This is a genomic window from Microbacterium sp. Cr-K20, from assembly GCF_000708325.1.
GTDB lineage: Bacteria > Actinomycetota > Actinomycetes > Actinomycetales > Microbacteriaceae > Microbacterium.
In genome coordinates this window covers 24484-37057 of record NZ_JARE01000075.1, presented here as the reverse complement: position 1 = coordinate 37057, position 12574 = coordinate 24484, and the positions used below count along the sequence as shown (strand labels likewise).

At 69.5% G+C, this 12574-nt stretch carries 12 protein-coding genes; 6 read left to right on the top strand and 6 right to left on the bottom strand.

The features are described from left to right. Positions 1-127 precede the first annotated feature (127 nt). The 3 genes from GZ67_RS0117800 to GZ67_RS0117790 all read left to right on the top strand — a co-directional run bounded on the left by GZ67_RS0117800 (position 128) and on the right by GZ67_RS0117790 (position 4900). Positions 128-1258 carry an MFS transporter gene (locus GZ67_RS0117800; protein WP_029261121.1) on the top strand — a complete coding sequence of 377 codons (1131 nt, stop codon included), beginning with the start codon at positions 128-130 and terminating at the stop codon, positions 1256-1258. A 156-nt stretch (positions 1259-1414) separates the two neighbouring features. Then, on the top strand, positions 1415-4423 hold the full coding sequence (locus tag GZ67_RS0117795) for an alpha-mannosidase (protein WP_029261120.1): 3009 nt from the start codon (positions 1415-1417) through the stop codon (positions 4421-4423). 66 nt (positions 4424-4489) lie between these two features. After that, positions 4490-4900, top strand: a complete 411-nt coding sequence (locus GZ67_RS0117790) for an MmcQ/YjbR family DNA-binding protein (RefSeq protein WP_029261119.1) — start codon at positions 4490-4492, stop codon at positions 4898-4900. Positions 4901-4924: 24 nt separating this feature from the next. Here the strand turns inward: GZ67_RS0117790 and GZ67_RS0117785 are convergent, their stop codons facing one another. Then, positions 4925-5512, bottom strand: coding sequence for a hypothetical protein (locus GZ67_RS0117785; protein WP_029261118.1), 588 nt, complete (start codon positions 5510-5512; stop codon positions 4925-4927). A 125-nt stretch (positions 5513-5637) separates the two neighbouring features. Between GZ67_RS0117785 and GZ67_RS0117780 the strand changes: the two genes are divergently transcribed. Beyond that, on the top strand, positions 5638-6870 hold the full coding sequence (locus GZ67_RS0117780) for a glycosyltransferase (RefSeq protein WP_029261117.1): 1233 nt from the start codon (positions 5638-5640) through the stop codon (positions 6868-6870). A gap of 73 nt (positions 6871-6943) precedes the next feature. Next, positions 6944-8173 carry a glycosyltransferase gene (locus GZ67_RS0117775; RefSeq protein WP_029261116.1) on the top strand — a complete coding sequence of 410 codons (1230 nt, stop codon included), beginning with the start codon at positions 6944-6946 and terminating at the stop codon, positions 8171-8173. 24 nt (positions 8174-8197) lie between these two features. Here the strand turns inward: GZ67_RS0117775 and GZ67_RS20280 are convergent, their stop codons facing one another. Genes GZ67_RS20280 through GZ67_RS20920 form a run of 3 tightly spaced genes read right to left on the bottom strand, consistent with a single transcriptional unit; the run spans position 8198 to position 9626 of the window. Beyond that, positions 8198-8752, bottom strand: coding sequence for a hypothetical protein (locus tag GZ67_RS20280; protein WP_136025671.1), 555 nt, complete (start codon positions 8750-8752; stop codon positions 8198-8200). A 47-nt stretch (positions 8753-8799) separates the two neighbouring features. Next, a complete protein-coding gene (locus tag GZ67_RS0117765; protein ID WP_029262802.1) occupies positions 8800-9432 on the bottom strand; it encodes a LysE family translocator in 633 nt (210 codons plus the stop codon). Between the two features lie 32 nt (positions 9433-9464). Continuing rightward, positions 9465-9626 carry a hypothetical protein gene (locus tag GZ67_RS20920; RefSeq protein ID WP_168380810.1) on the bottom strand — a complete coding sequence of 54 codons (162 nt, stop codon included), beginning with the start codon at positions 9624-9626 and terminating at the stop codon, positions 9465-9467. A gap of 85 nt (positions 9627-9711) precedes the next feature. Between GZ67_RS20920 and GZ67_RS0117755 the strand changes: the two genes are divergently transcribed. Then, on the top strand, positions 9712-10683 hold the full coding sequence (locus GZ67_RS0117755) for a GlxA family transcriptional regulator (RefSeq protein WP_029262803.1): 972 nt from the start codon (positions 9712-9714) through the stop codon (positions 10681-10683). A 13-nt stretch (positions 10684-10696) separates the two neighbouring features. On the opposite strand, the gene GZ67_RS0117750 is transcribed toward GZ67_RS0117755, so the two are convergent. Further along, entirely contained in the window at positions 10697-11704 is a 1008-nt protein-coding gene (locus GZ67_RS0117750; RefSeq protein WP_029262804.1) for a LacI family DNA-binding transcriptional regulator, read from the bottom strand. Positions 11705-11823: 119 nt separating this feature from the next. Continuing rightward, the gene (locus tag GZ67_RS0117745; protein WP_029262805.1) at positions 11824-12525 is read right to left on the bottom strand and encodes an NRDE family protein; all 702 of its coding nucleotides are present in this window, start codon (positions 12523-12525) and stop codon (positions 11824-11826) included. Positions 12526-12574 lie beyond the last annotated feature (49 nt).

Genomic DNA, 12574 nt, shown 5'->3' with positions numbered 1-12574 from the left:
GCTTTGCAAGGAGATACATGAGCGCCCCACACGAGCCTGCGCAGGCCGAGTTCCCCCCATGTGGTCAGCTGTCGCACGGCGGCGTGGCCGCCCGGCGAGTCACCTACACCGGCCCTCTCTTCATGTGATGGTCAGGAAGACGGGTCTTGGAATCTGGGTATTCCTCGCGATCAGCGGGATCGGGGTCGGATGCTTCAGTGCTTTCGACAACTTCTATTTCCACGATCGCGGATACGCCGTCGTCGCAATCGGTGCCCTGACAGCGACTTTCAATATCAGCGTCGCCGTGGCAGAGCTTCCATCGGCCATGATCTTCGATCGCAGATCGCACTGGGCCGCCATTCAGATGGGCAACGGTCTCCGTTTCGTTGGTCTCGTTCTCTTCTTCCTAGCCTTCGGGGCTTGGTCTGATTTCGCTGCCGAAGCCATCGCCGGAATCGGCGCGGCGGCCATGAGCGGGACCTCGATCGCATTCATCTTGAACAGGATCGGCGATGTGGGTGCCCATGATCGTCGCAAGATCATCGGTCTCGTTGCGGTTCTCGGATCGGCGGCCTCGCTCCTCGGCGGTGGGATCGGGCTCCTCGGCTTTCTCAGGGAGCCGCGACTCATCTGGGGCTTGGGGGCCCTGTTCATGGGTATCGCGGGACTCTGCTTCTTCCTCTGGCGGCCGAAGGATCGAACGTCAAGTCGGCGACACCTGGAGCCGCTGAGGTCCTATCTGATCGGGCTGGGCGCAATCGCCAGGCATCCACGCGCGTGGCTGTCGATTGCAGCGGATGCTGCACTCGTCGCGCCCTTCCTTCTCTGGCAACTTCGCCTGGGGAGCACCGGTATCTTCGCGGTTCTTGCGGGGTTCGCGGTGATGAAGATCGCTGGTGTCCTGGGCGGGCAACTGGTCGGGAACCGTCGGATCGATCGCAAGTTCTTCTACGTGCTCGTCGCGGCGAACATTGCCGCCATCTTCGGTTTCGCCGGTTTCGCTCCTGTCGTGCTCATCGTTCTCTGCTTCGGGATTCATGTCCTCCTTCACATCGCGATCAGCGTGTATTGCCAGGCCGAATTCCAGGCGGTCGTGTCCGACGACCAGCGCGCGGGCGCCACCTCGGTCGTTTCGCTTCTCAGCTCCTTCACCGCCGGCGCCGCGGCGATTCTCGTCGGCGTCCTGGCGGACTCAGCGAACCCGATCGTCGCCGTCCTCCCGAGCGTGGTCCTCTACGTGATCGTCGCGCTCGTCACTATGACGGAACGGTCCTGAGGGGCCGCCGAGGACGGAACCGATCTCCATCTCGCGGAAGAAGTGACGATGTGTTTAGACTTGGTTACTAGATCGTTTTAGTAAATCCGATAGCATCAACACGGCGTCGCCTGTCGCGCCGCGGACCAGCACTCACCGTCGAGCCCGGAGATTCCCATGCATGACGACACCTCGCTCACCGTCGGCCGCGTCAAGCGGGTCCTCGAGGAGCGCATCCGCCCGGCCATCCACTCGGCGTCCGTGCCGCTGGACGTCGCGATCCACGAACTGCCCGGCGAGCCGATCGCGCCCGCCGAGGGGCTCGCCCTCGCCTTCGAGCCCGGCGTCGTCGGAGCCCCCTGGGGTCCCGCCTGGGGCACCACCTGGTTCAAGCTCACCGGGCGCGTGCCCGCCGAATGGGCCGGACGCCGCGTCGAGGCGCTCATCGACCTCGGATTCGACGTGAACATGACGGGCTTCCAGTGCGAGGCGCTCGCGTACCGTCGCAGCGCCGCAGGGTCCGACCCGATCCCGGTGAAGAGCATCAACCCGCGCAACCAGTGGGTGCCCATCACCGAGACCGCCGCGGGTGACGAACCCGTGGAGCTGTACCTCGAGGCGGCATCCAACCCGGTGCTGCTGGACTATCACCCCTTCCTGCCGACGCAGGAGGGTGACATCCTCACCTCCTCGAAGGAGCCGCTGTACCGCGCGCGTCGGATGGACCTCGCGGTGTTCGAGCCGGAGGTCTTCGACCTGTCGCTCGACCTCGAGGTGCTCTTCGAGCTGCAGGCCGAGCTGCCGGCGACCTCGCCGCGGCGGATGCGCATCCTGCAGGCCATGGACGACGCGCTCGACGTGCTCGACCTGCAGCACATCGTCGCGACGGCCTCCGACGCCCGCGCCCGCCTCGCCGACGTGCTCGCCGCGCCCGCCGAGGCCAGTGCGCACCGCATCTCGGCCGTCGGCCACGCGCACATCGATTCCGCGTGGCTCTGGCCCGTGCGCGAGACGATCCGCAAGGTCGCACGCACCACCTCCTCGATGACGACGCTCATCGAGGAGCAGCCCGAGTTCCAGTACGGCATGTCCAGTGCGCAGCAGTACGCCTGGATCAAGGAGCACCGCCCCGAGGTGTGGGAGCGGGTCAAGGCCGCGGTCGCCGCCGGACGCTTCCTGCCGCTGGGCGGCATGTGGGTCGAGTCCGACACCGTGATGCCGACGGGCGAGTCGCTGGTGCGGCAGTTCTCGCACGGGCAGCGGTTCTTCGAGCGCGAGTTCGGCATCCGGTCGAAGGGCGTCTGGTTGCCGGACAGCTTCGGGTACTCGCCCGCCCTGCCGCAGCTGATGCGCCGTGCCGGGTTCGAGTGGTTCTTCACGCAGAAGATCTCGTGGAACCAGCAGAACGTCTTCCCGCATCACTCGTTCCTCTGGGAGGGCATCGACGGCTCGCAGGTGTTCACGCACTTCCCGTCGATGGACACCTACAACTCGCAGCTGAGCGGCATGGAGGTCGCGAAGGCCTCGCGCCAGTTCAAGGAGAACCGACTCAGCTCGCGGTCGATCGCCCCGGTCGGCTGGGGCGACGGCGGCGGCGGCACGACCCGCGAGATGACGGGCAAGGCCGAGCGCCTGCGCGACCTCGAGGGCAGTGCACAGGTCGTGTGGGAGCACCCGGACGTCTTCTTCGACGCCGCCAAGGCCGAGCTGCCGCATCCAGCGGTCTGGGTCGGTGAGCTGTATCTCGAGCTGCACCGCGGAACGCTCACCAGCCAGCACGCCACGAAGGCGCTGCACCGCTGGGCCGAGCACGCGCTGATCGAGGCCGAGCTGTGGGCCGCGACGGATGCGGTGCGCACCGGCGCCGCGTATCCGCAGGCCGAATTCGACCGGCTGTGGCAGGCCGTGCTGCTGCATGAGTTCCACGACATCCTGCCCGGCACCTCGATCGCGTGGGTGCATCGGGAGGCGGTCTCCGTGCTGAGCGACGTGCTGTCGGATGCCGAGGACATCTCCCTCGCCGCTCGCCGTTCGCTCGCCGGCGAGGGCGACCGCGAGCTGCAGTTCGAGCCGACATCGGTCGGGCGCGGACGTGCGCTCGGGGCGGCGTTCGTCGCCGAACCGACCGCGGCGCCGGTCTCACTCACCGAGGAGAACGGCGGGTGGCGACTCGAGAACGAGCTCGTCTCCGTGCTGGTGTCGGCCGAGGGCCTGATCGTGTCCGCCATCGACAAGGCCAGCGGTCGGGAGGCGGTGGCCGAGGGCAAGTCCGCGAACCTGTTCCAGCTGCACCAGGACTTCCCGAACATGTGGGACGCGTGGGACATCGACCGGTACTACCGCAACAGCGTCGACGACCTCACCGCGGTCACGTCGATCGAGGCGTCGATGATCGGCAGGGCCGCGCGGATCGTGGTCGTGCGTCCGTTCTCGGAGTCCACGATCGAGCAGACGATCATCCTCCACCCCGAGTCGCGCACCGTGCTGCTGCGCAACGAGATCGACTGGCACGAGACCGAGAAGCTGCTCAAGCTCGCGTTCCCGCTCGACATCCAGGCCGCGCACACCGACGCCGAGACCCAGTTCGGCTATCAGTCGCGGGTCACGCACACGAACACCAGCTGGGAGGCGGCGAAGTTCGAGACGTCGATGCACCGCTTCGTGCTCGTGCGCGAGCAGGACTTCGGCGTCGCCCTCGTCAACGACTCGATCTACGGGTACGACACTTCGCGGGAGGTGTCCGACGACGCGGTGACGACGACGGTGCGGCTGTCGCTGCTGCGGGCCCCGCGCTTCCCCGACCCCGACACCGACCACGGCCACCACGAGATCGAGGTCGGTTTCGTGATCGGAGCGGATGCCGCGGTCGCGACAGCCGAGGGCATCAGGATCAACGCGCTTCCGAGCGTCGTGCGTGGTGCGCGTGAGGTCGAACCGCTCGTGTCGGTGCAGGGAGACGGCATCGTGGTGTCGGCGGTCAAGCTCGCCGACGACGGTTCCGGCGACGTGATCGTGCGGGTGTACGAGGCGCTCGGGCGCCGTGCGGTCGGCGAGCTGGCGGTCGGCTTCGAGCACCGAGAGGTGCGCGAGGTGAGCCTGATCGAGGACGACATCGATGACGCGCGGGTCGGCGGCGAGCTGCGACTGCGGCCGTTCGAGGTGCGCACGCTGCGCATCGTGCGCTGAGGCTCGGTTCCCGTCGAGGTCGCCGGGCCCGTTGTGGTCGCCGGGCGGGTGCGCGACGATGGCGGGATGGCGAGCATCGACGACGTGCGGGCGATCGCCCTTGCGCTCCCCGGAGTTGAAGAGGTGGTGAGCGGCCACACCGGCGAGGCCGCGTGGCGCGTCAAGAGCGGGCAGTTCGCCTGGCTCCGCGGCCCGAGCGCGACCGACCTGCGGCAGCTCTCCGACCTCGGGCGTGAGTGGCCAGCGGGAGAGGTGCTCGCCGTGCGCGTCGCCGACCTCGAGGAGAAGGAGGCCCTGCTCGCCGCCGAACCCGACGTGCTCTTCACGATCCCGCACTTCGACGGCTACCCCGGGCTGCTCGTTCGCCTCGACGCCGTCGACCGCGATCGCCTGGACGAGATCGTCACCGATGCCTGGCTGGTGCGGGCACCCGCCGGGGTGGCGAAGGAGTGGCTCGCGGAGCGCGGGCTCGGCTGAGCGGCGTGCCGCCTCGAGGGCTGCTCAGGCGGGATCGAGTCGCAGCCCGTCGGGGGACTCTCCGCCGGCGAGGTCGTCGGCGATACGGATGCTGCGCGCCAGCTCATCGAGCGCGCCGACCAGCGTGCCGAACCGCTCCTTGTCGCTGCACACCGCGGTCAGCGTCACCAGATGCGTACCCGTGTCCCAGGTGTAGGTCGCGAAGGGCGGCGACGCCGGCGAGGGCGGCATCGGCACGAGCAGCTTCTCGCCCACACCGAGCCGGGTGGGGAAGGACTCCGTGTCGTCGTAGTCCATCGGCATCGAGGCTCGGGCGATCCGCACGTCAGGCGTCAGGACCTGCGCGGTCGCCATCGCCACGATCAGCTCCGGTTCGGCCTTCCAGGTCCACACCAGCACGCGGCCGTCCGCCCGCTTCATCAGCATCGGCGCCGCCTGACTCATCGCCCACGCGCCGAACCGCGATCCGGGGCGCTCGGTCGCGCCGACGGCCGCATTGACCTGGCCCAGCAGCATCCGGATCGCCGCCTTGCGGTGCCGGCGGCCCCTCCATCCGAGCGAGTCCGTCACGGGAATCCACAGCTGGGGATCGGCGTCGGCAGTCAGTCGCATGGCTCCACGCTAACGGCTGAGGCTGAGGGATGCCCGGTACGCCTCGGCCGTCCGCGCAGGGCGCTCGGGTAGAGTGGCCAGCGCCCGACCAGGGCTTTCCCTTGGCCGCCACATCGTAAGGCTGCATGTCTGTGACTCCCTCCGACGATCCGATCGATCCGTCGAGCGGCCCCGCCGCCGAACCCGCGCCCCGCCCGTTGAAGATCGTGATCGGCTGCGACACGTTCGCCCCCGACATCAACGGCGCCGCACGCTTCGCCGAGCGCCTCGCCGCCGGTCTCGTGCAGCGCGGACACGACGTGCACGTCGTCGCCCCGAACCAGGCCTACCGTCGCGCGCAGCCGCGCACCGAGGTCATCGAGGGTGAGCCGATGACCCTGCACCGGCTGCCGTCGGTGCGCTGGGCTCCCCACGACTGGCTGCGGTTCGTGTGGCCCTGGCGCTCGAAGCACTACGCCCGCCAGGTCATCGACCGGGTGCAGCCGGACATCGTGCACATCCAGTCGCACATCGTGATCGGCCGCGGCCTCGCCTACGTCGCCCATGAGCGCGGCATCCCGGTCGTCGCCACCAACCACGTCATGGCCGAGAACATCCTCGATCACACGACCATGCCGAAGTTCATCGATGACCTGGTCCTGAAGTTCGCCTGGGCCGATGCCAAGCGCACGTTCGACCTGACTCGTGCGATCACGACCCCGACGCGTCGCGCCGCCGACTTCCTCGAGAAGACCGTCGAGGTCCAAGGCGTGATCCCGGTGAGCTGCGGCATCGACCGCACGCAGTACACGCCGGTGATCGCCTCGCGCGACAAGAACCGCATCGTCTTCGTCGGCCGACTCACCGCCGAGAAGCAGGTCGAGGTCATCCTCAAGGCGATGACGAAGCTCGACCCGGCGCTCGAGACCACGTTCGACATCGTCGGCGGCGGCGACCAGCGCAAGCAGCTGGAGCACCTGGCCGCGCAGCTCGGTCTCGCCGACCGGGTCACGTTCCACGGGCGCACCACCGACGAGGAGCTCCGGGCGCTGCTGTCCCGGGCGAGTCTTTTCGTGATCGCGTCGATCGCCGAGCTGCAGTCCATCGCGACCATGGAGGCCATGGCGTCGGCGCTGCCGATCGTCGCGGCGGATGCCGTCGCCCTCCCGCACCTCGTGCACGACGGCGAGAACGGCTACCTGTTCGAGCCGGGCAACGTCGATGAGCTCGCCGCCCGCCTGACCGATGTGCTCACCGCGGAACCTGCGGAGTACGAGCGGATGCAGCGCGCATCGCTCGACGGTGTCGCGATCCACGACATCAACCGCACCCTCGACACCTTCGAGGCGCTGTACCGCGACGAGCCGCTGCCCGAGTAGCGAGTAGCCCGCTATGCACAGTGTCCCCCTCGGATCACGGCGCCGCGACGCGTCAGCGGCGGAGTAGCCCGCCATGCACATCGTCTTCTTCGGCGATCAGCACCTCGACTCCCTCGGCGGAGCGCAGGTGTCGATGCGGCTCCAGCGGGAGTTCCTCGAACGCGCCGGGCACACCGTCACGGTCGTCGCGCCGAAGATGCACGGCTCGCGCTCGTCGACGGGCACCCACGGCGGGGCGTACGTCGACCTGCCCTCGATGCCGATCACGCTCGACCGCGAGTACTCGATGACGTGGCCGGGGCGCGCGACCGACCGCTTCCTCGACAAGGCCATGACCCGCCGCCCGCCGGTGGACCTGGTGCACGTGCAGGCCGACTTCTGGGGCGCGTTCATCGGGCACCGCTACGCCCAGCGTCACGGCGTCCCGGTCGTGCACACCATGCACAACCGCGTCGATGTCGGGATCGCGGCCGTCACTCCGCTGCACCGCCACGTGCTCGCCGTGTTGAACGCCTGGCGCGGCGGCGCGATGCGCGGGATCGGCGAACCCGTGCGGGGTGCCGACGGCTGGGCGTTCCTGCGCGGCCTCGCCGCCGGAGCATCCGCCGTGACCGCGCCGTCGACGCATTTCGCGCGACGCCTCGAGCAGCACGATGTCTTCCCGCGGGTCGACGTGATCTGGAACGGCATCGACGATGACCTGCGCGCACAGACGCTCGCTGCGCGACCGGCGGCCCGGGAGCCCGGACGCCCCCGCTTCCTCTGGCTCGGACGGATGAGCCCCGAGAAGCGCCTGCTGCCGTTCCTCGACGCGTTCGTCGCCGCCGGCATCGACGCGGAACTCGAGATCATCGGCGGCGGAGGGCAGCGCGCCGCGGCCGAGAAGATCGTGCGCGGCCACGACGGCGTGCGCTTCGCCGGACGACTGACCTACCCGCAGACCCTGGAGCGGATCGCCGCCGCCGACGCGCTCGTGCAGACGTCGATCGGCTTCGAGACCCAGGGGATGACGCCGTTCGAGGCGGCCACGCTCGGCACGCCCTCCGTGATCTGTGACCCCGACATCGCGGCGGAGCTCGGCGGGGGGCTGTGGGCGGTTCCGGATGCCGGCGCCACCGCATCGGGCCGGGAGCTCGAGGCCCGACGACTCGCTGCGCTCACGGAGACCCTGCGGTTGGCCGCATCCGACATCGCCGCAGGCACCGCACCGACGCCGGTTCCCGAGGTCGCCGAGGCATTCCGCCAGTCATCGCGCACGGCCGCCATGGTCGAGGTCTACGAGCGGGTGCTCGCCCGGCGCTGATGCGGGGAGGTGGGGCGCCCGCGATCAGACGAATCGCAGGAACGCGATGCCGACCCAGCTGAAGATCATCCCGAGGGCACCGGCGCCCGCGATGCCGATCGCGACGCCGGCGAGAAGGCGCGGACCCGGGCGACGCGCGGCGATGATGCCCAGCACGAGCGCCACGAGGTAGGCGAAGAAGGAGATCACGCCGATCGCCTCATCGATCGCGTAGGCGGATCCGTATCCGAAGTTCGACGTGTAGATCAGGAGTCGCACGATCGAGGAGATGAGATTGACCGCGAGTGTGATGACGGCGATCACGAAGGCGGTCCGCCCGAGCGCGCTGCCGGCCGGGGCGGCGGGAGCTGCCGCCGCGGCCGGCCACGACGCGGGCTGGCCCGAAGCCCCGGCCGGGTAGGCCGCAGCAGCGGTCGGGTAGGCCGTCGGATGCGCGGGGGTGGCGGTCGGATGCGTGGGAGCAGCGGGAGCAGCGGGGGTCGATGGCGGCGCACTGGACGCGTGGGTCGGGAACGTATGCGTGCCGGGGTATTGCGGATCGGCGGGCAGGTGCGCGGGAGGCTGCTGGGGCTCGCTCATGACGACGAGCGTAGCCGTGGCGCCCGCGATTCGCACGGGGAGGGGATTCAGCTCTTCGCGCCGGTCAGGGCCAGCGTGCCGCCGAGCCCGATCATCATCACGCCGCCGGTGCCGGAGAGCGTCGACATGCGACGCGGCGAGCGGGCGAACCAGGCGCGCGCGGTTCCGGCGGCGAGGGCCCACACGCTGTCGCAGACCAGTGCGAGCGTCTGGAAGGTGAGACCGAGCAGAAGAAGCTGGGCCCAGACCGGGCCGGCCGCCGGGACGACGAACTGCGGGAGCACGGCCACGAAGAACGCGATCGTCTTCGGGTTGGTCAGACCGACGATGAAGCCCTGGCGCAGCAGCTTCGCGGCGGAGGCCGGCGCTCGATCCGCATCAGGGACGTGGTCGTGACGGTGGCGGATCGCCTGTACGCCGAGCCAGACCAGGTAGGCGGCGCCGACGATCTTGATGAGGGTGAACGCCACCACGGAAGACGCGACGATGGCGCCGACCCCGAAGGCCACGGCGAGAACGGCCGGTACGGTGCCGAGGGCGTTGCCGACGACGCTGAGCACGCCGGCACGGCGACCGAGCGAGAGAGAGCGGCCGATCACGAACAGCACGCTCGGACCGGGGATGGCGATGATCACGACGGAGGCGACGGCGAAGGCGACGAGGCTGTCGAGCGGGATCATGAGCCGACCATACACCGGGGGTCGAGCGCGGTTCAGCGGTAGCCGTGTCCGGACTCGGCCCTCTGGTGGACGTCGCGGCCGCCGACGCGATTCCAGTCCGTCGGCGTGCGGTGGTAGCCGTCGCGACGGAGTTCGATGACGGTGGCGATAGTCGCCCATGCGACCAGGGCGATGAGTGCGATGACGAGTATCATGGCAGAAACGCTACGTTCGATGCCGAACTGTCACGAGTGGCAGAATCGACTACCATCGTATGAAAACTGCCAATCGGGAGTGTGCATGAAGACAGTGGCCTGCGTCATCCAAGATGGCTTCGCGCCGTTCGAGTTCGGCGTCGCCTGCGAGGCGTTCGGACTCGATCGATCCAGCGACGGCGTGCCGAACTTCGACTTCCGCATCGTCGCCCCGCGCGCGGGTGTCGTGCAGTCGAAGATCGGCTTCTCCGTCAACGTCGAGCACGACCTGGCCTTCGCGTACGAAGCCGACCTCGTGGTGTTCTGCCCGCTCCCTCGCGAGCGCTGGGGCGACATCGATCCGCTCCTGCTCGACGTCGCCCGGCACGCCGTCGACCGCGGCGCCTGGGTGATGAGCGTCTGCAGCGGGTCGTTCATTCTCGCCGCCGCCGGCGTGCTCGACGGACGTCGGGCGACGACGCACTGGATGTACGCGCACGTCATGGCCGACATGTACCCGCAGATCGACATCGACCCCGACGTGCTCTTCGTGCAGGACGGGAAGATCATCACCAGCGCCGGCACCGCCGCCGGGATCGACGCCTGCCTGCACCTGCTCCGGCAGGAGGTGGGTGCCGAGCTCACGAACCGCATCGCGCGCCGCATGGTGGTGCCGCCGCAGCGTGACGGCGGCCAGGCGCAGTTCATCGACCGTCCGATCCCCGTGGTCGCCACCGACTCGCTCGCCGCGGTCGCCGACTGGGCCGTCGAGCACCTCCGCGACGACCTCGGTGTCGATCAGCTCGCGGCCAGGGCACTGATGTCACCGCGAACCTTCGCCCGGCGCTTCAAGGCCGAGTACGGGGCGACGCCCGCCGCGTGGCTCGCGCGCCAGCGCATCATCCACGCGCAGCGGATGCTGGAGCGCACCGACCTTCCGCTCGACCACATCGCCGACGAATGCGGCTTCGGCTCGGCGGCGGTGCTCCGACAGAACTTCGCACGGGTCCTCGGACTCACCCCCACGGCCTACCGCGCGCGGTTCTCCTGCGCGTCGGACGAGTCTTCGGCGGCGTGAGCGGGCGCTCCGGTCAGAGCGCCCTGGTGGTCGAACGCTCGACCAGTGAGCAGGGCAGCAGCACGTGCGCGGCGTCCTGTTCGGGCGCGGCGAGACGCGCGAGCAGCAGCTCGACGGCGCCGTGCGCCATGTCGAGGATCGGCTGGCGCACCGTCGTCAGATCGAAGGCCTGCCACGACGACATCGCGACATCGTCGAACCCGAGCACCGACACCTCGTCGGGCACGCCGATTCCGAGCGCCTTCGCGGCGTTCAGGGCGCCGAAGGCCACGAGGTCGTTGTGGCAGAAGAGCGCGGTGGGGGGCTCCGGCAGCTGCAGCAGGCGAGTCGCCGCCTCGAACGCCCTCGTGTAGTCGAGGTCGGCGACGTCGAGCAGCGACGGGTCGAACACGACCCCGGCGGCATCGAGCTCCGAGAGGAACCCCTCGTGTCGGTCGCGGACGGAGGTCGTGCCGAGCGGGCCGGCGATCACTCCGATTCGTCGATGCCCGAGGGATGCCAGATGACGGCCCGCGATGCGACCCCCGTCGACGTTGTCGGGCGAGATCGAGTCGTTGTCGGGCACGGCGCCGGGGCCCATCGTCACCGCGGGGACGCCGAGCGACACGATGCGACCCTCGTCATCGGGGGAGAGCAGCGTCGTCGTGAGGATGACGCCGTCGACGTTCGTCTCCCGCAAGGTCCGCGCGAGGTCTTCGGTGGTGTCGGCGCGACCGCTGAGGATGAGCGCCCGGTATCCGGCGCGATTGAGATCATCGCTGATCGTGTGCAGCAGTTCGGCGTAGTAGCTGTTGCGCGGGTCGCCGAGCACGACGCCGATCGTCTGCGTGCGGCTGGTGACGAGGCTTCGGGCGCTGAGGTTGGGGCGGTAGTCGAGCTGCTGGATCGCCGCCTCGACCTTGGCGCGCACCCGCTCGGACACGCCCTCATGGCCGTTGACGATGCGTGACACCGTCGTCTGCGACACACCGGCCGCTCGGGCGACGTCGACGCTGGTCACACCGCGGGACTTCGGCGGCATGGGCCCTCCTCTTCCGTGCCGGGCTTCCCATGCTAGACCGCGCGGAGGCCAAGAATGACTACGCAGTCCTCGGTGTGGCGCGTGCGTTGCCCGCACCGCAGGATGCGCGGAACGTGCGCTCAGGCGCTCCAGTGCGCCGGAGACGGGAGCGCGTGATCGCGCACCTCGAGCCCTGTGGGGGTGGCGGATGCCGTCGCATAGAGGAGCGACTGCGTGGGGTACCCGTGCGGGCGGTTGTCGCGGATGATCGCGCGGTCGTCTTCGGGGGGCAGTTCGGTCGAGGACGCCAGCAGCGCGGTCCATTCGGCCGTCCAGTCCGGGCTGTCGGCCGTCGGACCCAGAGCACGGAACTCCGGCAGCCAGGCCTCGATCCGCGGAGTCGTCTCGTCGTCGAGGTCGTCGTGCGCGATCATGTGCGTGCCGGGGCAGATGGGCGTCTCGCGCAGCTCGACGCCGTCCCATGACAGCACGCGCGCACCTTCGGGACCGACCTCCAGCAGGTTGAAGCCGTGCATGGGGAGCGGGGCGACGGGGGAGCGGCCCATGACCGATTCCAGTGCGAGGGATCCGCGGGAGACGGCGTGCGCATCGGGGAGGTCGCGCACGTCGGCGCGGTTCAGCAGCACGGCCAGCCGCCGTTCCGCGGGGTTGGCGGCGAGCCAGGCCCCGCCCGCGCGACGATCCCGGATGCCGACAACGCCCGGATACCGCTCCGGCCACCAGGGGCCGAGGGCGTCCCATTCCCGCTGCGGGTCTTCGTCACGCACCGCCAAGAGCCTCGCGACACCGGCATTCTCGACATCGATCACGACCGTGCACACGGGTCCAAGTCTAGGTCGAGGGCGACGACGTCGGCCCCACGGCGGCGGA

Coding starts and splice junctions, on each gene's coding strand:
- GZ67_RS0117800 (WP_029261121.1), top strand. CDS start 128: ATGGTCAGGAAGACGGGTCTTGGAATCTGGGTATTCCTCGCGATCAGC.
- GZ67_RS0117795 (WP_029261120.1), top strand. CDS start 1,415: ATGCATGACGACACCTCGCTCACCGTCGGCCGCGTCAAGCGGGTCCTC.
- GZ67_RS0117790 (WP_029261119.1), top strand. CDS start 4,490: ATGGCGAGCATCGACGACGTGCGGGCGATCGCCCTTGCGCTCCCCGGA.
- GZ67_RS0117785 (WP_029261118.1), bottom strand. CDS start 5,512: ATGCGACTGACTGCCGACGCCGATCCCCAGCTGTGGATTCCCGTGACG.
- GZ67_RS0117780 (WP_029261117.1), top strand. CDS start 5,638: ATGTCTGTGACTCCCTCCGACGATCCGATCGATCCGTCGAGCGGCCCC.
- GZ67_RS0117775 (WP_029261116.1), top strand. CDS start 6,944: ATGCACATCGTCTTCTTCGGCGATCAGCACCTCGACTCCCTCGGCGGA.
- GZ67_RS20280 (WP_136025671.1), bottom strand. CDS start 8,752: ATGAGCGAGCCCCAGCAGCCTCCCGCGCACCTGCCCGCCGATCCGCAA.
- GZ67_RS0117765 (WP_029262802.1), bottom strand. CDS start 9,432: ATGATCCCGCTCGACAGCCTCGTCGCCTTCGCCGTCGCCTCCGTCGTG.
- GZ67_RS20920 (WP_168380810.1), bottom strand. CDS start 9,626: ATGATACTCGTCATCGCACTCATCGCCCTGGTCGCATGGGCGACTATC.
- GZ67_RS0117755 (WP_029262803.1), top strand. CDS start 9,712: ATGAAGACAGTGGCCTGCGTCATCCAAGATGGCTTCGCGCCGTTCGAG.
- GZ67_RS0117750 (WP_029262804.1), bottom strand. CDS start 11,704: ATGCCGCCGAAGTCCCGCGGTGTGACCAGCGTCGACGTCGCCCGAGCG.